Annotated in this window: 18 protein-coding genes; 10 read left to right on the top strand and 8 right to left on the bottom strand. The window is 69.7% G+C overall.

Annotated features, from left to right (window positions below):
* Nucleotides 1-5: 5 nt before the first annotated feature.
* The 3 genes from LDO27_RS16680 to apbC are packed head-to-tail and all read right to left on the bottom strand — an operon-like array spanning nucleotide 6 to nucleotide 2,301.
* Nucleotides 6-644: a DUF3306 domain-containing protein gene (locus tag LDO27_RS16680; protein ID WP_224042854.1), complete on the bottom strand. Its 639-nt coding sequence runs from the start codon at nucleotides 642-644 to the stop codon at nucleotides 6-8.
* 1 nt (nucleotide 645) lies between these two features.
* Nucleotides 646-1,209, bottom strand: a complete 564-nt coding sequence (locus tag LDO27_RS16675) for a DUF3305 domain-containing protein (protein ID WP_377747492.1) — start codon at nucleotides 1,207-1,209, stop codon at nucleotides 646-648.
* 3 nt (nucleotides 1,210-1,212) lie between these two features.
* On the bottom strand, nucleotides 1,213-2,301 hold the full coding sequence (apbC, locus tag LDO27_RS16670) for an iron-sulfur cluster carrier protein ApbC (protein ID WP_224042852.1): 1,089 nt from the start codon (nucleotides 2,299-2,301) through the stop codon (nucleotides 1,213-1,215).
* Between the two features lie 319 nt (nucleotides 2,302-2,620).
* Between apbC and LDO27_RS16665 the strand changes: the two genes are divergently transcribed.
* Both LDO27_RS16665 and metG read left to right on the top strand, forming a co-directional pair.
* Nucleotides 2,621-3,253, top strand: coding sequence for an OmpA family protein (locus tag LDO27_RS16665; protein WP_222208065.1), 633 nt, complete (start codon nucleotides 2,621-2,623; stop codon nucleotides 3,251-3,253).
* A gap of 288 nt (nucleotides 3,254-3,541) precedes the next feature.
* Nucleotides 3,542-5,614 (top strand): methionine--tRNA ligase, encoded by a 2,073-nt coding sequence (metG, locus tag LDO27_RS16660; protein WP_224042851.1) that lies wholly within the window; start codon nucleotides 3,542-3,544, stop codon nucleotides 5,612-5,614.
* 39 nt (nucleotides 5,615-5,653) lie between these two features.
* Here the strand turns inward: metG and bamE are convergent, their stop codons facing one another.
* The 3 genes from bamE to LDO27_RS16645 form a co-directional block, all read right to left on the bottom strand.
* A complete protein-coding gene (gene bamE / locus LDO27_RS16655; RefSeq protein WP_224042849.1) occupies nucleotides 5,654-6,202 on the bottom strand; it encodes an outer membrane protein assembly factor BamE domain-containing protein in 549 nt (182 codons plus the stop codon).
* Between the two features lie 28 nt (nucleotides 6,203-6,230).
* Nucleotides 6,231-10,343, bottom strand: coding sequence for a translocation/assembly module TamB domain-containing protein (locus LDO27_RS16650; RefSeq protein ID WP_224042848.1), 4,113 nt, complete (start codon nucleotides 10,341-10,343; stop codon nucleotides 6,231-6,233).
* A 67-nt stretch (nucleotides 10,344-10,410) separates the two neighbouring features.
* Entirely contained in the window at nucleotides 10,411-12,264 is a 1,854-nt protein-coding gene (locus LDO27_RS16645) for an autotransporter assembly complex protein TamA (protein ID WP_224042846.1), read from the bottom strand.
* A gap of 155 nt (nucleotides 12,265-12,419) precedes the next feature.
* Between LDO27_RS16645 and LDO27_RS16640 the strand changes: the two genes are divergently transcribed.
* From LDO27_RS16640 to panC, 3 genes are all read left to right on the top strand, one after another.
* Nucleotides 12,420-12,608 (top strand): DUF3460 family protein, encoded by a 189-nt coding sequence (locus tag LDO27_RS16640; protein WP_222208075.1) that lies wholly within the window; start codon nucleotides 12,420-12,422, stop codon nucleotides 12,606-12,608.
* A gap of 51 nt (nucleotides 12,609-12,659) precedes the next feature.
* Nucleotides 12,660-13,541, top strand: coding sequence for a segregation and condensation protein A (locus LDO27_RS16635; protein WP_222208077.1), 882 nt, complete (start codon nucleotides 12,660-12,662; stop codon nucleotides 13,539-13,541).
* Between the two features lie 133 nt (nucleotides 13,542-13,674).
* Nucleotides 13,675-14,523, top strand: a complete 849-nt coding sequence (panC, locus tag LDO27_RS16630; protein ID WP_224042844.1) for a pantoate--beta-alanine ligase — start codon at nucleotides 13,675-13,677, stop codon at nucleotides 14,521-14,523.
* A 56-nt stretch (nucleotides 14,524-14,579) separates the two neighbouring features.
* Here panC and LDO27_RS16625 read toward each other — a convergent pair whose 3' ends face one another.
* Nucleotides 14,580-15,785, bottom strand: a complete 1,206-nt coding sequence (locus LDO27_RS16625; protein ID WP_224042843.1) for a PepSY-associated TM helix domain-containing protein — start codon at nucleotides 15,783-15,785, stop codon at nucleotides 14,580-14,582.
* Between the two features lie 179 nt (nucleotides 15,786-15,964).
* Between LDO27_RS16625 and LDO27_RS16620 the strand changes: the two genes are divergently transcribed.
* The gene (locus tag LDO27_RS16620; RefSeq protein ID WP_224042840.1) at nucleotides 15,965-16,516 is read left to right on the top strand and encodes a GNAT family N-acetyltransferase; all 552 of its coding nucleotides are present in this window, start codon (nucleotides 15,965-15,967) and stop codon (nucleotides 16,514-16,516) included.
* A 10-nt stretch (nucleotides 16,517-16,526) separates the two neighbouring features.
* On the opposite strand, the gene LDO27_RS16615 is transcribed toward LDO27_RS16620, so the two are convergent.
* Nucleotides 16,527-18,056 carry a cobyric acid synthase gene (locus tag LDO27_RS16615; protein WP_224042839.1) on the bottom strand — a complete coding sequence of 510 codons (1,530 nt, stop codon included), beginning with the start codon at nucleotides 18,054-18,056 and terminating at the stop codon, nucleotides 16,527-16,529.
* Between the two features lie 92 nt (nucleotides 18,057-18,148).
* Here LDO27_RS16615 and cobU point away from each other — a divergent pair, with 92 nt between their 5' ends.
* The 4 genes from cobU to LDO27_RS16595 are packed head-to-tail and all read left to right on the top strand — an operon-like array spanning nucleotide 18,149 to nucleotide 21,817.
* The gene (gene cobU, locus LDO27_RS16610; protein ID WP_224042837.1) at nucleotides 18,149-18,826 is read left to right on the top strand and encodes a bifunctional adenosylcobinamide kinase/adenosylcobinamide-phosphate guanylyltransferase; all 678 of its coding nucleotides are present in this window, start codon (nucleotides 18,149-18,151) and stop codon (nucleotides 18,824-18,826) included.
* Complete coding sequence (gene cbiB, locus LDO27_RS16605; protein ID WP_224042835.1) at nucleotides 18,823-19,800, top strand: adenosylcobinamide-phosphate synthase CbiB; 978 nt, start codon at nucleotides 18,823-18,825, stop codon at nucleotides 19,798-19,800. Before cobU ends, cbiB begins: the two co-directional genes overlap by 4 nt.
* Before the next feature lie 16 nt (nucleotides 19,801-19,816).
* Nucleotides 19,817-20,869, top strand: coding sequence for a threonine-phosphate decarboxylase CobD (cobD, locus tag LDO27_RS16600; protein ID WP_224042833.1), 1,053 nt, complete (start codon nucleotides 19,817-19,819; stop codon nucleotides 20,867-20,869).
* A 9-nt stretch (nucleotides 20,870-20,878) separates the two neighbouring features.
* On the top strand, nucleotides 20,879-21,817 hold the full coding sequence (locus LDO27_RS16595; RefSeq protein ID WP_377747525.1) for a cobalamin-binding protein: 939 nt from the start codon (nucleotides 20,879-20,881) through the stop codon (nucleotides 21,815-21,817).
* Nucleotides 21,818-21,824 lie beyond the last annotated feature (7 nt).

Genomic DNA, 21,824 nt, shown 5'->3' with positions numbered 1-21,824 from the left:
CGTTGCTACGCAGGTTTATCCGCAGCCGGCCGCGGGGCGGACAACTCGTCGCCGGTCCCGGCCGCGGCGGGGCCAGCCTCGTTGGCCGCCAGCGCTGGCGGCGCGGCTTCCACGGGCGTCTCCTGCGGCTCGGCGACATCGGCCGGTTCGGCGGCCGGCTCGGCCGCGGCCATCTCGCTGCCGGCTGGCCCGGACTCGAGGGCGGCCTGCGCGGCGCGCGCGGCTTCGCGCTCCTCGTCGGTGGGCTCGAACAAGCCGAGCGCCTCGGACTGACGCATGCGGCGCAGCACGTCCATCGGGATGGGCTCGGACTTGCTGTAGTCGTCGATATAGATATCGAGACCGTCCATCACGTTGAAATGCGGATCGGCGAACAGCGTCTTGAGCGCCGCGCGCTTGACGGCCTGGTCCACGCCGCTGGCCACGAAGCGGGCAATATTGTCGCCCGGCTTGAGCAGCGCGGCATCGTCCAGCGTGGGCAGCGGTTCGGCGGGCGCGGCTTCCACTGCCAGCGCGGGCTCGCCGACAGGCGCGGGGGGCGGCGTCGCGACCACCGGAGCCGGCGGCTCGTTCGGCACCGCCTTGCCCTCGCGCACCGCGACCTTGCGGCGCGACCAGCGCGACAGGAAGGAAGAATCGCTCATCTCAATACTTGGCGCGCTCGCCCGGCGCCTTGAAGGACTCCGGCCGGCGCCGCTGCTTCGGCTCGGGCCGGTAGTGCTGGTCCACATATGCCTGCAGCCACGCGATCTGCTCGGCCGCAAGCGGCACGTTTTCGACCGTCTCGCCCGCGTCGAGCCAGCGGCCCGCCTCGTTGTACGACAGCGACACTTCCATCGGGCGGGGGCGCCGCTCCTCTTCCGGACTTTCCTCGTCCAGGCGCCACAGCACGAACCAGCAGGGCGCGGCGGACGACAGGTTCAGGTAATACCCCTCGGCCTGGTCGAAGAACAGCGTGACCTCGTAGCCGGGATGGAGCCAGCGCGCGCCGGCCTCATCGTCCTGGAGACAGTGCGGCACGGTGCCGAACAGGCCCAGGTCGGGCAGCACGGCCTCCAGCTCCCACTTCCAGGGCTGCCAGCGGCTGGCCAGCGCGACCTTGCGCATCACCACGGCCATGGTGACCGAGGGACGGCCGGCCGGCTCCGGCGTGGTGCCGGCCGTCGACAATGCTGCGGGATCCTGGCCCCGCGGTTGCTGCTGTGCCATCGCTCAGATGTTCTGCACCACGATGCTCGGAAACTTGCTGGTCATATCGCGCGCCTTGTCGGCGACCTTGATGGCCACCTTCCGGGCGATGCCGCGATACAGCTCGGAGATCGGGCTATCCGGCTCGGCCACCACCGTCGGTCGGCCGGAATCGGCCTGCTCGCGCACCGAGCGGGTCAGCGGCAGGCTGCCCAGCAGGTCCACGCCATATTCAGCACACATGCGCTCGCCGCCGCCCTCGCCGAAGATATGTTCGACGTGGCCGCAGTTGGAGCAGCAATAGACCGCCATGTTCTCCACGATGCCGAGGATCGGAATGCCGACCTTCTCGAACATCTTCAGGCCCTTGCGCGCATCCAGCAGCGCGATGTCCTGCGGCGTGGTCACGATCACGGCCCCGGTGACCGGCACCTTCTGCGACAGGGTCAGCTGGATATCGCCGGTGCCGGGGGGCATGTCGACGATCAGGTAGTCCAGATCCTTCCAGTTGGTCTGGCGCAGCAGTTGCTCCAGCGCCGAGGTGACCATGGGGCCGCGCCAGACCATCGGGTTGTCCTGTTCGATCAGGAAACCGATGGAATTGGCCTGCAGGCCGTGCCCTTCCAGCGGCTCCATGGTCTGGCCATCGGCCGATTCCGGGCGGCCATCGATGCCCAGCATCATGGGCAGGCTCGGACCGTAGATATCGGCGTCCAGCATGCCCACGCGTGCGCCTTCCGCGGCGAGGGCCAGGGCGAGGTTCACGGCGGTGGTCGATTTGCCGACGCCGCCCTTGCCGGAGGCCACGGCGATCACGTTCTTGACGCCAGGAAGCAGTTTCACGCCACGCTGCACCGAATGCGCAACGATGTTCATGGTGACGGCGACGCTGACATTGCTGACGCCCGGGAGCTGGCGAAGGGCCGCGATCACCAGCTTGCGGATGGGATCCAGCTGGCTCTTGCCGGGATAGCCCAGCTCGACGTCCAATGTGACGTCTCCGCCATCGACGCGGATATTGCGGGCGGATCGCGAGGACACCAGATCCCGGCCCGTGTTGGGGTCGATCACGGTTCGCAGGGCTTCGGTAACCTGGTCAACGGTAAGGCTCAAGACGATCTCCGCTACTTAACTTGATATATGGGGGAAGGCGCGTACTGTAGCAAAGTGTGCCGCGCTCGTCGGGGCGCATTGCCAATCCCCGCGCATAACCCTCAGGTAAGCAGGGAATTACACACACTTACAAATGTCACAGCATCATGCTTGTGCACGCCGCAGCATGTCCATATTGTAGGTCGCCTTCGAACGGGAGCCGCCGCACGGCGGCAGGCCTTGCTTCCGGGGCACCGCCAAGCACGCGGTTTTGCGGCGCTGGCGCCGCTTCCGCCCGCAGGGCCGCCCCGGCAAAGAACATTCGTCAAAAGGAGAAAGCATGAAATTCAAGCTTGTCAGCCTGGCCATTGTGGCAGCCTTCGCAGCGGGCTGCGCCACCGAACAGGGAACCCAGACCGCGGTCGGCACCGGCGTCGGCGCCGCGGTTGGCGCGGGACTGGGCAATCTCATTGGCGGCAACACGACCGGTACCCTGGTCGGCGCGGCGGTTGGCGCCGCGGCGGGCGGCGCGGCCGGCTACAACTGGAACGCCATCCGCGGCAAGCTGAGCAAGGATACCGCCGGCACGGGCACGCAGATCACCGAGCAGCCGGACGGCTCGCTGAAGGTCAACATCCCCAGCCAGGTGACCTTCGATACCGACAGCGCCACCATCAAGCCTTCGTTCCGCACCGTGCTGGACCAGGTCTCGCAGACGCTGACCCAGCACCAGGACGTGAATGCCACGATCGTCGGCCACACCGACAGCACCGGCAACCCCAGCTACAACATGCAGCTGTCCCAGCGCCGCGCCCAGAGCGTGTCGACCTATCTGGGTGACCACGGCGTCGCAAAATCCCGCCTGACGGCCGAAGGCCGCGGCCAGTCGCAGCCGATCGCGGACAACGCCACCGAGGCCGGACGCGCGCAAAATCGCCGGGTCGAAATTTATTTGAAACCAATTTCGGGGTAGCCCGGTCATAGAAACAGGTACCGCTTGCCACCGTTGCTGGCTCGCGATGGGTGGCTGACCTCCCGGGCGGTACCTGATTTCTCCTCCTTTTCCGTTGTGGAAAGCTGCGCCGGCTCTGACCGGCGCTTTTTTTTGCCCGCCGTTTGCCGCGTTCCTGTGCGCGTGCAGGCCGCGCCTCGCGCACCGCGGAGGCGTATTCCGCGTGTCGCTTGTTAAAATGGCGGTTTTTCGGTGTCGGGCATCCGTGTCCGGCGCCCGAACCCCTTCGCTCCCGACCGGCTTCCCCTCATGACAGCACGCCGCATTCTCGTCACATCCGCCCTGCCCTACGCCAACGGCCAGATCCATATCGGCCATCTGGTCGAGTACATCCAGACCGATATCTGGGTGCGTTTCCAGCGCATGATGGGCAACGAGGTGTACTACGTGGGCGCCGACGATACCCATGGCACGCCGGTGATGCTGCGCGCGGAGAAGGAAGGCATCACGCCCAAGCAGCTGATCGACCGCGTGTGGGCCGAGCACAAGCGCGATTTCGACAGCTTCCTCGTGTCGTTCGACAACTACTACAGCACCGACGCCGAGGAAAACCGCGCGCTGTGCGAAAAGATCTACCTCGCGCTGAAGGCCGAGGACCTGATCGCCGAGCGCGACGTCGAGCAGTTCTACGATCCGGTCAAGAACATGTTCCTCCCGGACCGCTTCATCAAGGGCGAATGTCCCAAGTGCGGCGCCAAGGACCAGTACGGCGATTCGTGCGAGGTGTGCGGCACCACCTACGCTCCGACCGACCTGAAGAACCCGTATTCGGTCGTGTCCGGCGCGGCGCCAGTGCGCAAGTCGTCGACCCACTATTTCTTCAAGCTGTCCGATCCGCGCTGCGAGAGCTTCCTGCGCGAGTGGGTGGCGGACCTGGCCCAGCCCGAGGCCACCAACAAGATGCAGGAGTGGCTGGGCGGCGACGGCGAAGCGTCGACCCTGTCGGACTGGGATATCTCGCGCGACGCGCCGTATTTCGGTTTCGAGATCCCCGGCGCGCCGGGCAAGTTCTTCTATGTCTGGCTGGACGCCCCGATCGGCTACTACGCCAGCTTCCAGAACCTGTGCACGCGCAAGGGCATCGACTTCGACGCCTGGGTGGGCCCGCATTCGACCGCCGAGCAGTACCACTTCATCGGCAAGGACATCCTGTACTTCCACACGCTCTTCTGGCCGGCCATGCTGCGCTTCTCGGGCTACCGCACGCCCACCAACGTCTTCGCCCACGGCTTCCTGACCGTGGACGGCGCCAAGATGAGCAAGTCGCGCGGCACCTTCATCACCGCCCAGAGCTATATCGACACCGGCATGAACCCGGAATGGCTGCGCTACTACTTCGCTGCCAAGCTCAACGCGAGCATGGAAGACCTCGACCTGAACCTCGATGACTTCATCTCGCGCGTCAACAGCGACCTGGTCGGCAAGTACGTCAACATCGCCAGCCGCGCGGCGGGCTTCTTGGTCAAGCGCTTCGATGGCGTCGTCGATGAGGCCGCGCTGGCGCACCCGCTGCTGGAGCAGCTGCGTCAGGCCGCGCCGCAGATCGCGCAGTTGTACGAAGGCCGCGAATACAGCAAGGCGCTGCGCCAGGTGATGGAGCTGACCGACGCGGTGAACGCCTTCGTCGACACGCAGAAGCCGTGGGAACTGGCCAAGGACGAGAGCAAGCGCGCCGCGCTGCACGCCGCCTGCTCGGTGTCGCTGGAGGCCTTCCGCCTGCTGACGGTCTATCTGAAGCCGGTGGTACCGAACATGGCCGCCGGCGTCGAGTCGTTCCTGAACGTGGAGCCGCTGGACTGGCGCGCCATCGATACGCAACTGAGCGCCGCGCGCCCGATCCGCCCGTACTCGCACCTGATGACGCGCGTCGATGCCAAGCAGATCGAGGCGCTGCTGGCCGCCAACCGCGATTCCCTGCAGGCCGCGGCCCCGGCGGCCACGCAAGGCGGCGCGGCGGAGTCCGCCATCGAGCCGATCGCCGACACGATCACCATCGACGATTTCGCCAAGGTCGACCTGCGCGTGGCAAAGATCGTGGAATGCCGCAAGGTGGAGGGCTCGAACAAGCTGCTGCAACTGACGCTGGACCTGGGCGAAGGCCGCACGCGCAATGTGTTCTCCGGCATCCAGTCGGCCTATACGCCCGAGCAGCTCACCGGCAAGCTGACCGTGGTGGTGGCCAACCTCGCGCCGCGCAAGATGAAGTTCGGCGTGTCGGAGGGGATGGTACTGGCCGCGTCCGCCGCGGACGAGAAGGCCGCGCCGGGCCTGTACATCCTGGAGCCGCACACCGGCGCCGTGCCCGGCATGCGCATCCGCTGAGGCCGGCCGCGCCCCGGGACCGCCCCGGGGCGCGCGAGGCTAGCCGCCCTGCATCTTCGACGGGTCGTCGCTGCGCGAGGTATGCGTGACCCGTCCGCCCGCATCGAAATGGACATTGAAGAACGCCTTGTCCTGCGAGCTTTCCCACCAGCGGTAACCCCACACCTCTTCCTTCTTCAGCGCGAACGCCTGGATGCTGGTCGGCTTGCCGAGCAGGCGCCGGATATCGTCCTGGCTCATGCCGGCGCGCACGCGGGCGAAGTTGGCCGCGGTGAGCACCTGCTCGATGGCGGCCACCTTGCCGTCGGGGGCAATGGTCACCATCCACGTTGTCGCGCCTTCCGGCCCGCGCGGATACTCCAGGCGGCGGCCGCCGCCCTCCTCTTCCCAGACGATTTCCGGCCGGCCGGCCTGGCGGCGCACGTCCTCCTCGGTCGACACGCCGGTCTCGATGCCCTGGAACAGCATGCTGTCGGGTTGCACCGACTGCCATACCGCGCGCGCGGTGTCGCCGGCTTTCTTCATGGTCTGTTCGACCTTCTGCTGGTCGCAGCCGAACAGCGCGAGGACGGTGGATAGCAATCCCATGGCGGCAAGGCGGCGGGCCGTGGCGCCGTCAGCGCCGGATGGCCTCGGTGGCACCGGGGGCCGGCACGGTGCCGTTCTGGGGATCGCCCGCCGCGTTGCCCGATGAAGTGCCCGTTGTAGGGTTGTCAGTGCGCCCATCCTGCTGGCTCCGGTTATCGTCGCGACGCCCGGAGCGGCCGCCGAACAGCGCGCTCCAGTCGTCGAAACGGCGATTGAACAATACCGACAGGCCGTTGATCGAGCCGCCCTTGGCGAGCAGCGACCAGCGGCGCGAGAAGGCCCAGGTCACCTTGACCACGTTCGACGCCGAGGTCAGGCTCTGCTCGTAGCCCACCGAGATCTTCTCGGTCAGCGCCTTGCCCACGCTGACGACCTGCTGCTCGTTCAGACCGGCGGTGCTGGGGCCGATCGAGAATTCGTCGATGCCGAAACGCTGCACCACGCCCTTGCCGGCGCGCGTGCCCAGCATGCCCAGCGCGGCGCCGCCGAGCGCCGACCCGCTCAGCGCCTGCTGGCCCATGCCCGAGCCTTCGGCACCGTAGCCGAACATGAGCCACGAGAGCTTGTCCTCGTCCGGCACGTTGGGCTCGGACACCAGCCGCACGCGCGGCAGCCGCACGGTGCCCGTCACCTCCACGCCCGCTTCGACTTCCTGGTTCAGCCGCATCGCCCGGATATTGATGTTCGGGTTGTTCAGCGGCCCGTTGAAATGGACGATGCCGCGCGTGATGGTGAGCCTGCGCCCGAAGGCTTCGTAGGTGCCGTCCACCACGCGCACGGTGCCGGTGGCCCGCATCGGCGTGAGCGGCGCGCTGTTGACGCCGATCTCCCCGGCCAGCCGCAGGTCGGCGCCAGCGCCCTTGAAGCGGAAATTGCTGCCCAGGTCCACCGTGACGTCGATGACGGGGCTGAAGCGGCTGGCCGGCTGCGGCTCCTCGGTATCGGAGCCGGCGGTCTTGACCTCGCGCTGGTCGCTGCGGCGCACCACCACCACATCGTCGCCCAGCACCGGCGCGCTTTCCCGGGGCAGATCGAACAGCCCGCGGTCCACGCGGAACTTGCCGCGAATCGCCAGTTGCTCCGCCTCGCTGGCGATGCGGGCCTGCCCCGACAGCACCAGCGTGCGTTCGGGGCTGGCGAACAGCTGCAGCTTGTCGGCGACGATGGTGGCGCTGAGGTTCGGATCGCCGCCGCCGAGGCGGATGTCGCCGGTCGCGGTCAGCCTGCCGTCGCCACCGCGGAATTCCACCTGCCGCAGCTGAATCAGGTTGCGGTCCAGCGCGATGCGCACGATGCCGTCGGTCAAGCGTATGCCCTGGTCGTACAGGGTGACCGACAGGGCATCGCCATTGATGGACCCCGTCAGCAGCGGCTCGGCGACCGTGCCGGCCAGCTGCAGCGCTGCGGCCAGCCGGCCGTCGAAGCCGTACTGCGGCCCCATCAGCGCTTCCAGCGCTTCGACGCGCGGAATATCGAGCGAAACCTTGCCACCCAGCGTCGAAGCGGGGCCCACCGTCTGCAGGCCCTGCTGGACCACCAGTCCGGCGAAGGCGTCCACCGATATCGCGCCAAAGCGCGTCGACACCACGCCGCCGCGCAGATTGACCCGCCCGCCGGCAGCGTCCGCGCGCAGCGCGGTCTCGCCCAGACCCAGCGCGGTGTAGCCGCGTCCGGCCTGGACCGACAGATCGCCGCTGCGCCGGCGCAGTTCCGCAAACCCGCCGGCGGTCTCGGCGAGATTCAGGTCCCAGCGCCCGTCGATGACGAGGTCAGAGCGCACCGGCGGTGCCTCCCCGGTGAAGGTGCGGACCATTTCCAGCACATGGGCGACTTGCAGCCCGTCCAGCGCTCCGGCGGTGCGGATGCGCCCGGCATTCCAGTCCAGGCTGTCGATCCGCAGCGTGGCGCGCTCGACCATCAGCCGCGTCGCGCCCAGCGTGACGCGCTGCGCGTTGGCCGACAGCTGCATCGGCGCCAGCAGCCGCACGCTCAGGTTGCCACGCTCCTCCAGCGTGTCGATGGTGCCGCTCCAGCGGCTGCCGTCCCAACCGCCCCGCCCGGCCAGCGTCAGGTTCAGCGGCCGCTGGCGCAGCTGGCCGACGCCCTTGACATCGAAGGTGTGGGCCGCCTGCGTGCCGTCCAGGCTGACGTCCAGCGTGCGCAGCGTCGCGAGCGGCCCGCGATAGTCGCGCGCCGCCAGGCGCAGCAGCAGCGGTCCCTGCAGGCCGCCGCGCATCTCCGCGCGGCCGCTGGCGCTGGCGACGCGGTGGGGGCCGATCACCAGCGAGCGGGCCTCGTAGTCGCCCGTCACCTGGGGACGCTGCAGCGTGCCGGCGATGTCGGCGTTGATGCTCAGCATGCCGCCGACGCCAAACTTGAGCCGGTCCAGTTGCGGCGCGTCCACGACCAGCCGCAACCGGTCGCCCGGCGCACCGAAGCTGCCGCGCACGTCGGCGCGGTTGCCGGCCATCGACACGGTCGCCTCGCTCGGCAGCAGCCGCTGGCCGGCCAGCCGCACCTTGCCCGCGCCGGTCATCGGCAGCCCGGCGTACTCGCTGTCCTGGATACCGAAGTCCACCGCCACGCGCGGCTCGCCGGCCAGCGTGCCCGAGGCCGTGAAGTCGGCGTTGATCCGGCCCCTGGCCACCTCGGCCAGCCGCGCCGGGTCCAGGTTGGTCAGCTTGCCCTTGAAGCTGAATGCCTGCTGCTCCCTGAGCCCGAGCTTGCCTTCGGCGTGCAGCGTGCCGGGGCCCACGCTGGCGCGCAGCGCGGCCAGCGTCACGTTGTCCGGATCGATGCGGGCATCGGCGAACAGCTTCCATTCGCCGCCGGCCACATCCAGCGCCACGCTCTGCCGGCCGGGCTCCAGCCGCACGATGACCGGCCCCGACAGCTTGACGCTGCGCAGCGCGCCATGGATGGCCTGCGGATCCAGCCGGCGCACGTCCAGATCGAAGCCGCCGCGGCCATCGCGCAGCGCGCCGCTGCCACGGACCTCGCCCTGCGGATCGCCCCGGACGCCGCGCCGCGCGGGCAGTTGCACCACCAGATCGCGCACCGACTGCGCGCCCTCGCTCAGTTCCACATGGGCCCGCACCGATTCCACGGGCAGCCGCTCGGCATCCAGCGGACCGGCCTCATGGTTGCGGACGCTGACATCGCCCGCCACCGTGAGCGGGCCCGCCGCACCGCCGGCGGGCGTCACCGGCCGCAGGTCCGCCTGCACGGACAGACTGGCCTGTGGCGCGGTGGGCACGAAGGCGCGCGGATCGATGCGCTCGCCCTGGACCTGCAGGCGGGTGAAGGGCACCTGGCCGAACGGTGTCACGTCGGCGTTGGCGCGCGCGCGCATCGGGTCGCCGCTGATTTCCGCTTCGACGCGCACGGCTTCCAGCGCGCCACGCGCGGTGGCATTGACGGTGAAGGACTGCTCCTGCCAGTCGCCGCTCAGCAGGGCCTCGGCCGACAGCGGAAACGGCGCCTGCCCGGCGATCTGCGCATTGGCCCGCAGCTTGCCGTAGGGCGTCTGCAGATTGTCGATGCTCAGGCGATGCCGCTCGCCGTCCGAATGCAGCGCGGCGGCAAGGTCGGAAAACACCAGCGGGCTCGCGGTCACCGAAGGCCCCTGCACCAGCGACAGCCGCTGCACGGTCAGCGAATCCACGTCGATGGCCAGCGGCAGCCGCAGCGAATCGGGCATCGTGGCCGGCGCCTTGTCGGGCTGGGGCTCCGATGCCGGCAGGCGGACGTCGACATTGCCCAGCCGCAGCCAGGCCACATGCAGCCGTGCCGGCCCGTCCCCGATGCCCAGCCCCATCGTCCATTTGCCGTCGAGGCGGTCGACCGCCACGCGCATGTCGCCCTGCGCGAAGACCACATCGCGCAGCCGCAGCCCGTTGGCGACCGTGCCGCCGTCGAAGGTGCCGGACAGCGCGCCGGCCGAGAGCCGGGTTGCGATGGACCACAACTGGCGCGTACCGGTCTCGGTGCGCAGTGCCAGCACGACCACCACCACCAACGTCACGACGAGCAGCAGCAGCGCGCCCACCAACCACGCCAGCACCCGGGGCCAGCGCGCGCGGCGCTCCGGCGGCGGTTCGCTGCCCTGGGCGGGAACGGGGGGAATGTCCTGCAGGCTCATGACGGCATGCGCGTGGCGATGGGGGGCGGCGATCCCGGCGTCCGCGGCGGCGAAGCGGTCCCGTGCATCAGAATGCCACCCCCAGCGAAATATGCGGACGAATCTTGCGGTCCTGGATGCCATAGCCGACATCGAGCTGGACCGGACCGACCGGACTGCGCCAGCGCGCGCCGACGCCGACGCCGTGATAGAGCTTCACGCCGTCCAGGTTGTCGGTCGCGGTGCCGGTGTCCCAGAACACCGCGGCGCCCCAGTCGGGCTTGAACCAGTACTGGTATTCGAGGCTGGCCGTGCCCAGGTACTTGGCGGGGAGGACGCTCGCACCCTTGCGCGTGCCGATGGACTGAAAGCCATAGCCCCGGATCGAGTCGGTACCGCCGGCGCGAAAGCGCAGCGAGGCGGGAATCTTCTCGGCGCTGCCGGTGGTGAAGTCGGCGCCCAGTTCCAGGCGGGCAACGATCAGGTCCCGCTTGCGCACCGGGATGAACTGGCGGATCCGGCCATAGGCGCGGAAGAAGGTCTGGTCGGTCAGCAGGCCCTTCATGGCCACGCCCAGCTGCGTGTTGATGACGTTGCCGCGGCGCGGAAACACCGGGTTGTCGACGTCCCGGCGCGTCCAGGAATAGGCCGGCACCAGCGCGCGGCTGAGCTGCTCTGGTTCGCCGAAGGGCTGCAGATGGTCGTAGTAGTAGTCCAGCGACAGCGTGGTGTCGTACTTCTCGCGCGAGCGCGAGCGCTTCAGGCCCGCGCGCCAGCTGGTGATATCGGTGCTTTCGATATCGATGGTGCGGTCGTAGCTGGTGTAGACGCTGTTGCGGTAGGTCTTGCTGTCCGGCGGCATCGCCAGTTCGGCGAACAGATACTGGCGGCTTTGCGCGATGCGGGCCTGCGAGTCGAAGACCCAGGCGCGATTGAACATGTTCAGGTAGGAATAGCGGCCCTCGACCTGGGCGCCGGTGTCCGTGCTGTACCCCACGCCCGACGTGACCCGGTGGGTGGGATATTCGCGCACCTGCACGTTGACCGGCGCGATTACCGTGTCGGGCACCTCCGTCGCCACCGGCTCCCCCAGCTCGACCTGCACATTGGAGAAGTAAGGCTGGTTCTGGACCGCGCGCTGAAGCTCCAGCAGCCGTTCGACGTGGTAGGCCTCGCCGATCGCCAGCGGATTGACGTTGCGGATGATCTGCTCGGGATAGCGCCGCGTGCCGTTCACCTGCAGCGGACCGAGCACGTAGGCAGGACCGCTGGCGTAACGGGCCGTCAGGTCGGCCGCGCGCTCGTCGGGCTCGATGCGCGCCTGCGAGCGCGCCAGTGTCGCGCCGTAGTAGGACGTGCTCTGCAGCGCCACCAGCGCGTCGTCCTTGGCCTTGTCCCAGTCGGCCTGGCGAAAGGGGCGCTCGGGCGGCAGCCCCCAGTTCTCGCGCACCGCGGCCACCTGTTCGGGCGCTTGCGTGGCGGCGGGACCGGTGACGTCGACGTCGACATTGCGGATCAGGGTCCGCGCGCCGGCATCGACGCTGACATACACGATCCGGCCATCGCCCTCGCCCTCCACCCGCACGGTGGTCTGGGGGTCGAACCAGCCTTCGGTGGCGGACAGCGCGCGCACCTGGTCGCCCACCGTTTCCACCATGAAGTTGAACTGGTCGTCGGACAGATCGGCACGCTCCCTGAAACGCGCGATGTCCAGATGCGTCTCCAGCATGTCCTGCAGCGCCTCGGGGGCCTCGACGCGGACCTTGTAGGTGGCCAGCGCGGGCGCGGCCGGCAACAGCGCGAGGATCGCCCACAGCAACGCGGCGGCCAGCCAGCGCTGGCCATGGAGGCGCGGCAACTGCCACGCCGGCGCCCCCGGCGATCCGCCAGGCACCGGACTGCCCTGGCGCGACGAGCGCTTGGTCTCCAATTGGATTCTCATCCGGTCGTTGCTGATGGAGCAAAGTCGCTATTTGACCACAGCCTGCGGCCGGCAAGGCGATTTTGCCGGCGCAAGGAGCCGGCCCGGGCGCCGGACCCCCCTGCCGATACGGTAGAATCGCGGCAGTTTTTCAACCGACTAACGTTCCCGTTGCCATGGCCACCTACGAATCCGATCTGACCCAGTTCCTCAAGGCGCTGAAGCAAGAACGCCCCGCGCTGGAAGCGGAACAGCGCCAGGGCCGTGCCCTGCTGTGGGACAAGGCCCCGATCGACCTGGACGAGCGCCAGCGCGCGGAAGCCTCGCGCGTCGCCCAGAAGCCCTACGTCTACTCGCTGGATTAAGGCGCCCTTGCAGCCAGCCCTCCCGGCACAACGCCGTCCGGCAACCCGAGCATGAATCAGAGCGAGCAGGAAAAGCTCACGCTGGCGGTCGAGCTGCCCAGCGTGGCCCCCGGCATGGACGCCAGCCCGGCCATCGTCGATGGCATGGCATTCGCGCGCCTGTACGGCGAGCCGCTGTTCAAGCTGCCGCAGGACCTGTATATCCCGCCCGATGCGCTGGAGATCTTTCTCGAAGCCTTCGAGGGGCCGCTGGACCTGCTGCTCTATCTGATCCGCAAGCAGAACTTCAACGTCCTGGACATCCCGATGGCCCAGGTCACCCGCCAGTACCTGGCCTACGTCGACGAGATCCGCAAGACCAATCTCGAACTGGCCGCCGAGTACCTGCTGATGGCGGCCATGCTGATCGAGATCAAGTCGCGCATGCTGCTGCCGGTCAAGAAGGCGGACAGCGGCGAGGAAGCCGAGGACCCGCGGGCCGAACTGGTACGCCGGCTGCTGGAATACGAGCAGATGAAGCTCGCCGCGCAGCGCATCGAGCAGGTGCCGCAGCTTGGCCGCGACTTCCTGCGTGCGCAGGTCTATATCGAGCAGAGCCTGGTGCAGCGCTTCCCCGACGTGGAAGTGGTGGACCTGCAGGCGGCGTGGGCCGACGTGCTGAAGCGGGCGAAGCTGAACCAGCACCACAAGATCTCGCGCGAGGAGCTGTCGGTGCGCGAGCATATGAGCCAGATCCTGCGCCGCCTGCAGCACGCGCGCTTCATGGAATTCACCGAGCTGTTCGAGGACGCCATCCGCTCCGGCAAGGGTGTGCCCGTCGTGGTGGTCAACTTCATCGCCATGCTCGAGCTCTCGCGCGAATCCTTGGTGGAGATCACCCAGGCCGAGCCCTATGCGCCGGTCTACGTCCGCCTCGCCTACACGCCGAACTGAGCGCTACCGCACGACGTGGCTCCGGCCGCGCGTCGCCAGTTGAACTACAATCCGCCGACAGCCGGCGCCAGACCGGCTCCTCCTGGTGAGCGTTCACCGCCGGGTCTCTCCTACCACGACAGCACACCCATTCATGAAAGTCATTTCCTCCATCCATGAGTTGCGGGACCAGTTGCGCGGGCAGAACCGCGTGGCCTTCGTACCGACCATGGGCAACCTGCACGAGGGCCATCTGTCGCTGATGCGCCTGGCGCGCCAGCATGGCGATCCGGTCGTGGCGTCCATCTTCGTCAACCGGCTGCAGTTCGGCCCGAACGAGGACTTCGACAAGTATCCGCGCACGCTGCAGGAGGATATCGACAAGCTGCAGAAGGAAGGCGTGTACGTGCTGTTTGCGCCCACCGAGCGCGACATGTATCCGGAGCCGCAGGAATACCGCGTGGAGCCGCCGCACGACCTGGGCGACATCCTCGAAGGCGAATTCCGCCCCGGGTTCTTCAACGGCGTGTGCACGGTGGTGATGAAGCTGTTCTGCTGCGCCCAGCCCCGGGTGGCGGTGTTCGGCAAGAAGGACTACCAGCAGTTGATGATCGTGCGCCGCATGGTCAACCAGTTCTCGCTGCCCATCGACATCGTGCCGGCCGAGACCATCCGCGCCGACGACGGCCTGGCGCTGTCCTCGCGCAACCGCTACCTGTCCCCGGCCGAGCGGGCCGAGGCGCCGGTGCTGTACCAGACGCTGCACCAGGTGCGCGACACCGTGCTGTCCGCGAATGCGGCGAGCACGGAACTGACGGCGGTGGAAGCCGGCGCCGTGGACGCGCTGCGCGCCCGTGGCTGGAAGCCCGACTATGTGTCGATCCGCAAGCGCAGCAACCTGCAGGCGCCCACGCGCGACGAACTGGTCGCCGGCGAGCCGCTGGTGGTGCTGACCGCCGCGCGGCTCGGCGCCACGCGCCTGATCGACAACCTCGAGATTTAGGCCGCACCGCGCCCGCGCGGCTGCGGCCGCGCGGCGCACCGACGACCGGGCGCGCTTCAGCCCTTGCGCGCCCGCGTCCGCCGCAGCGATCGCTGCAGCGTCTTTTCCACGTGGCGGCGATGGCCGCGGCGGCGCTTGAACCAGATCAGCAGCCCGGTTACCGCGAACAGCAGCGGCGCCACGCCGAACACCGAAATGCAGGCGCGCCCCGGCAGGCCGAAGGCTTCGCCGGTGTGCAGCGGGTACAGCCAGTTCAGCAGCGTATCGCCGGCCGGCGCCGTCATCGGATCGCGGGCGCCAAGCCGCATGCCCGTATAGGCATCGAGCCACAGGCGCGTGGCGCCGCTTCCCTGCCTGACCTCGCCCGGCTGACGCAGCCGTATCTCGAACACGTCGTCGGCCCTGCGCGGGAAACTGACCCGGCTGACCGTCGCGGCGGGATAGGCCGCCTGCGCCGCGCGCATGGCCTGCGCCACGTCGAGCTGGCGCGCGCCCGGCTGCGGCGGGGCCGACTGCGGCTTGCCCGGTGGCGACACCGTCAGCACGCTGCTCACCAGCGGCGTCACCCATTTCGGCAGATTCAGATACCAGCCCGAGAACGCGATGGTGGCGAGCACGGGCGCGGCGAACAGCCCCAGCGTGCGATGCGCCGAATAGTTCAGCCGCGACCACGAACCGCCGAAGCCGATGCGAAACGCCAGGCCCACCGACTTGGCGCGCGCCTTGGGCCACCACAGCACGATGCCGGCCAGCACGGTCACGAGCAGCAGCATGCCGGCGATGCCCAGCAGCGTCTTGCCGCTATCGCCGGCCAGCAGGTAGTGGTGCAGGTGGAAGAGGGTCGGCATCAGCAGCGGCCGCGACAGCCCCGGCTCGCCCCACACGCGCTCGCCCTTGATGGCAAGCGTAGCGGGGTCGACCATGACCTGGCGCGAGCGGCCGGCGGGCGCGCCAGGCTCCTTGAGCGGATACCAGGCGACGAAGACTTCGCGCTCGGCCAGCGGCAGGGTCAACAGCTTGGGGCGGCCGTAGTGCGGGTCGGCCACCAGCTTGTCGGTGACGGCCTTGGCCAGCGCCGGCGACACCGGCAGCGGCACCGGCGCCTCGGCCACCAGCAGCGCCGGGTTCAACGCCGCGTCCAGTTCCTCGCGCCATGCGATGACCGTACCGGTCAGTCCAAGCAGCACGAAAAGCGCACCGAACCACAGGCCGATATACAGATGGAGCTTGACGAGGACGAGGCGCAGGCGGCCGGTGACCATGTGAGGGGAGCGAGCGAGGAACCGCGGCCCCGGCGCCGTCTGGCCCGATGCCTCGCCGGATAAGCGGGAAAGCCCGCAGTTTACCAGCAGCGATGTGTCAGTCCCGCGGCGCCGCACCGCCCTGGTGCCACCGCGCGATGCCGGGCACAATGGCGCGTCCCCGTTCCTTGCCAACCCGCATGGCCCCCAACGTCGAACTTGTCTCCGCCGCCCCGCAGGATGCAGCCCGTATCGCCCGTCTGCATGCGGCCAGTTGGCGGGCCAGCTACCGGGGGCAGTTGCCCGACGCTTTCCTGGATGCCGGGGCGGCAGCCGAACGGCTGGCCACATGGGAAGCGCGCATGCGCGGCGCGGAAGGCCCGCTGGAGGCAACCCTTGCGCTGGTCGGCGGCGAACTGGCCGGATTTGCCTGCCTGATGCCGCTGGCGGAGCCCGAACACGGCGTGTATCTGGACAACCTGCACGTGCTGCCGGCATTTCATGGCCATGGCCTGGGCAAACGCCTGCTCGCGCATTGTGCGCAGCGCGCCCAAGCCCTCGCGCCGGGACAACCGCTGTTTCTCTATGTGCTGGAGGGCAACGCCCTGGCACGCGCTTTCTACGGCCGCATGGGCGGCATCGAATCGGCGCCGTTCGACGACGCCTTCGCGCCCGCCGGCGTAGTGGTCACCGTCCGGCGCGTGGTATGGCCGGACGTTCCCGCCCTCGCGGCGCGCTGCTCCGGAGCCTGACCAGCGGGCGTCAGCGCGGCTGCGAGTGCAGCGGCGCGAACAGGGCCTCCAGATCCAGGTGCGCCGTGAGCGTATCGGCAAGCCGCTCGATGGACGCCTCGCGCAGCGCCGCCAGGTCGACGCCGGCGGCGCCCGCCAGGCCCGCCCAGCGCAGCAGCGCACCGCAGGCCTCGGGCTGGTCGAACAGGCCGTGCACATAGGTCGCCATCACCTGCCCGTCGGCGGACAGTGCGCCGTCGTCGCGCCCATCGGAGAGCCGCAGCGCGGGATGCGCCAGCGCCGGCCCGCTCGTCACGCCCATATGGATCTCATAGCCCGACACGGCAGCCTCGCCGCCGGTGTCCGGCGCCAGGCGGCCGCTCACCTGTCGCAGCTGCTTGTCCGGGGCCAGCACGGTGTCGAAGTCCAGCAGACCCAACCCTGCGCTGGTGCCGGCGGCACCCTCGCGGCCGTCGGGATCGGCGACGGTGCGGCCCAGCATCTGCATGCCGCCGCAGATGCCGATCACCTTGCCGCCATAGCGCAGATGGCGGCGGATCGCCGCCTCCCAGCCCTGCTCCCTCAGGAAGGCGAGGTCCGAGCGCACGCTTTTGCTGCCCGGCAGCACGATCAGGTCCGCGGGCGGAATCGGCGCGCCAGGGCCGACGAAGCGCAAGTCCACCGCGGGATGCGCCCGCAGCGCATCGAAATCGGTATGGTTGGAAATGCGCGGCAGCACGGGCACGATCACGCGCAGCGGCTCGCCCGCGGCGCCCTGCGCGCGCGTCTGCGTGCCGACGATGGCGTCCTCGGCATCCAGATGCAGCCCATGCAGATAGGGCAGCACGCCCAGCACCGGCTTGCCGGTGCGCGCCACGAGCCAGTCCAGCCCCGGCTGCAGCAACGCCATGTCGCCGCGGAAGCGGTTGATGATGAAGCCGCGCACGCGCCGGCGCTCCGATTCCGACAGGCAGTCCAGCGTGCCGACCAGATGGGCGAACACGCCGCCCCGGTCGATATCGGCGACGAGCACCACGGGGCAGTCCACCGCCTCGGCGAACCCCATGTTGGCGATATCGCGCTTGCGCAGGTTGATCTCGGCCGGGCTGCCGGCGCCTTCCACCATCACCACGTCGTAGGCGGCCGACAGCCGCGCGTGCGAGGCCAGCACCGCCTGCATCGCCACGGGCTTGTAGGCGTGATAGGCGCGTGCGTCCAGGTCCAGCCGCGCCCGGCCGTGGATGATGATCTGGGCGCCGGTGTCGCTGCTGGGCTTGAGCAGCACGGGATTCATGTCGGTATGCGGCGCGAGCCGCGCGGCCTGCGCCTGCAGCGCCTGGGCCCGGCCGATCTCGCCGCCGTCGGCGGTGACCGCGCTGTTCAGCGCCATGTTCTGCGGCTTGAAGGGCGCCACCGCGATACCGGCGCGCGCGAGGATCCGGCACAAGCCCGCGACCACGGTGCTTTTGCCCGCATCCGACGTGGTGCCCTGCACCATCAGCGTTCCGCGCAGGGCGGGCAGGCGGGCGGCTGGCGCCGCATCGGCCGGGACGCGCGGCATTGTGTCGTTGGCTTCGTTTCGCATCGCGGGATTATCGCACCCGCCCCGCAATGCAGGCTGGCGCGATATGGCTCGGCCGCTACAATAGCCGGATGGAATCCACGGCCCCCGACACCGATACCACCCTGCCCGGCGCGCCGACCGCGCAAGCCAAGCCGGCCCCGCAACCCGTCGCGGATGCTCCGGCGCGGCTGCTGACGCTGGTGCTGGGCGGGGCGCGATCCGGCAAGAGCCATTTCGCCGAGCAGCTCGCCACCGACTATGCCGCGGCCACGGGCGGGCCCGTCACCTATATCGCCACGGCGTACGACGCCGACCAGGCCGACGAGGAAATGCAGCTGCGCATCGCCCTGCACCGCGCGCGCCGCCCCGCCGAATGGCATCTGGTGGAGGAGCCCGTGCACCTGGCCGACGCCATCTATGCCAACGCCCGCCATAACGGCTGCGTGCTGGTGGACTGCGTCACGCTGTGGCTGAACAACCTGATCTTCACCGAAGGCCGCGACTATCCGGAACACGGCCTGATCACGCCGCCACCGGCCTTTACCGAGGAGATCGACGCGTTGCTGACGGCACTGCCCACGGTGCCCGGCCATGTGATCCTCGTGTCCAACGAAATCGGCTTCGGCGTGGTGCCCATGGGCAATATCACGCGCTTCTACGTGGACGAGCTCGGCCGCCTGAACCAGAAGCTGGCCGCGGCCGCTGACTGCGTGCGCCTGCTGGTCGCGGGCATACCGGTACCCGTCAAGGGCCCCGACTTCGCATGATGACGCTGTCGTGGACGGCCTGCGCGAGCGCCGCGCTGGCCGGCGTGCTGCTGGACCGCTGGCTCGGCGAGCCGCGCCGCTGGCATCCGCTGGTGGGCTTCGGCCGCATCGCCGCGGCCGTGGAGCGGCGGCTCAACGCGCCGCGCGCGCAGGCCCGCCCGGTCGCGCTGCAACGCACCGCCGGCGTGCTCGGCTGGAGCGCGCTGGTGCTGGCGCCGGCCGCGCTGGCCGCCTGGCTGGTGCATGCGGCCGGCACGGTGCACCCCGCGCTCGCCTGGATGCTTCACGCCGTGGCGCTGTACCTGGCGCTGGGCGCCCGCAGCCTGACCCAGCATATCGAACCGATTGCAGCCGCGCTGATGCGCGGCGACCTGGCTCGCGCGCGCGAGCTCACCGCGCGCATCGTCTCGCGCGACACCGCGGACGCCGATGCGCAGGCGCTGGCCCGCGCGGCCTGCGAGTCCGCGCTGGAAAACGGCAACGACGCGGTGTTCGGCGCGCTGTTCTGGTTCGCCGTCGGGGGCGCGCCCGCGGTGGTCGCCTACCGGCTCGCCAATACGCTCGATGCGATGTGGGGCTACCGCACGCCGCGCCTGCTGCATTTCGGCTGGGCGGCGGCGCGCCTGGACGATCTGCTGAACGTGATCCCTGCCCGGCTGACCGCGCTGTCCTACGCGGCGCTGGGCTCCACCGCGCAGGCCATGCGCTGCTGGCGCGAACAGGCGCCGCTGTGGTCCAGTCCGAACGCGGGTCCCGTGATGGCCGCGGGCGCGGGCGCGGTGGGCGTCGCGCTGGGCGGGCGGGCCCGCTATCACGGCGAATGGGAAGACCGGCCGCCGCTGGGCATGGGTAGCGCGCCGGGCGCGGCCGACATCCTCGCTTGCCTGCGGCTGGTGCATCGCACGCTGTGGCTCTGGCTCGCGGTGCTCGCGCTGGCCGCCCTGGTGGCACAACTGGCCCGCCTGCCGCTCTGAATCCCTCGCTTCCACGATGAACGCTCCGATCCGCCACGGCGGCAACCTGCTCGCGGCCGTACGCCGGTATGGCCGCCCCGTCGAGGGCTGGCTGGACCTGTCCACCGGCATCAACCCGGAAGGCTATCCCGTGCCCGCGCTGCCCGCGGCGGCATGGCAGCGCCTGCCCGAAGAGGACGACGGCCTGGCCGAGATCGCGGCGCTGTCCTACGGCGCCGCGCGGGCCCTGCCGGTGGCCGGCTCGCAGGCCGCGATCCGCACCCTGCCAGCGCTGCTGGCGCCCGGCCGCGTGGGCGTCGCCACGCTCGGATACAGCGAATATGCCCCGGCCTTCGCCGCGTCCGGCCATTGCGTCGTGCCGCTGGCCGAACGCGACTTCGCGCCGCAGCGGCTGAGCGGCTTGGCCGACGATCTGGACCATCTGGTCGTGGTCAACCCCAACAATCCCACCGGGCGCGAATTGCCGGCGCCGGCCCTGCTCGACTGCCATCGCCGGCTAGCCGCGCGCGGCGGCACGCTGCTGGTCGACGAAGCCTTCGCCGACTGCGCGCCGGACGCGTCGCTGGCGGCGCACAGCATGCTGGACGGGCTCGTGGTGCTGCGCTCGCTGGGCAAGTTCTATGGCCTCGCGGGCGTGCGCTGCGGCTTCGTGCTGGCCGCGCCGCCGTTGCTTGGCGAGCTGGCGCAGCGGCTGGGGCACTGGACGGTGTCCGGCCCGGCCCGCGCGGTGGCACGTATCGCGCTGGCCGATACCGGCTGGCAGCAAGCCACAAGGGCGCGCTTGCATGCTTGCAGCACCCGCCTGGGCGCCCTGCTGCGCGACCATGGCCTGGCGCCTGTCATGCAACCCTTGTTCGCCTGGGTGCAGCACCCGCAGGCGCCGGCGCTGCACGAGGCGCTGGCGCACGCCGGCGTATGGACGCGCCTGTTCGACGCGCCGCCCGTGGCGGACGAGGTCGGCGTGCCCAGCCTGCGTCTTGGCCTGCCGCCCGACAGCGATGACGCCTGGCGCCGCCTCGCCGACGCGCTGGCCGGCGCCCTCGATTCCCTTCCTTCGCAACCCTCCTGAATGCCCCCGATGCCCACCGCGCGCACGCCGTCGTCCGCCTTCCAGTCCCTGCTGACAGCCCTCGCCCTCGCCCTTGCCGGCGCCACCGCATCCGGCGGCGCCCACGCGGCGGTCTCCGTGATCGACGATGCCGGCCAGACCATCACGCTGCCGCAGCCGGCGCGCCGCATCGTGTCGCTGGCGCCCCATGTCACCGAGATGCTGTACGCCGCGGGCGCGGGCGACCGCATCGTGGGCACCGTGGCCTATAGCGACTACCCGCCCGCGGCGCGCGAGATTCCGCGCGTGGGCGACAACAAGGCGCTGGACCTCGAACGCATCGCCGCGCTCAAGCCCGACCTGATCGTGGTCTGGCGCCACGGCAACGCGCAGAAGCAGACCGACCGGCTGCGCGCGCTGGGCCTGCCGCTGTTCCTCAGCGAACCGCGCAAGCTGGAGGCCATCGCCGAAAACATCGAGAAGCTGGGCACGCTGACCGGCACGGAAGAGCCGGCACGCAGGGCCGCGCAGTCCTTCCGCGGCGAGGTGGCCGCGCTGCGGGCCAGCTACGCCGGACGCGCGCCGGTGACGGTGTTCTACCAGGTATGGCAGCAACCGCTGATGACGCTCAACGGCCAGCATCTGGTCAGCGACATGCTGGCGCTGTGCGGCGGGCGCAATCTGTTCTCCAACGAATCGCTGCTGGTGCCGACGGTGTCGGTGGAGGCGGTGGTGGCGGGCAATCCCGAGGTGCTGCTCACGCCCAGCATGGGCGCCACGCGCTCGGACCGGCCGCTGCCGGACTTCGCCATGTGGGAGCGCTGGAAGCAGATGACGGCGGTGGCGCGCGGCAACCTGTTCAGCATCGACGGGGATCTGGTCAACCGCGCGGGACCGCGCGCGGTGCTGGGCGCGCAACGCATCTGCCAGGACCTGGAAGTCGCGCGCGGCAGGCGGCCGGCGCGCTGAGCGGGTC

Origin of the sequence: Cupriavidus respiraculi, assembly GCF_914271545.1 — a bacterium.
Classification (GTDB): Bacteria; Pseudomonadota; Gammaproteobacteria; order Burkholderiales; family Burkholderiaceae; genus Cupriavidus; species Cupriavidus respiraculi.
This window is presented reverse-complemented; position numbering and strand designations above follow the sequence as displayed.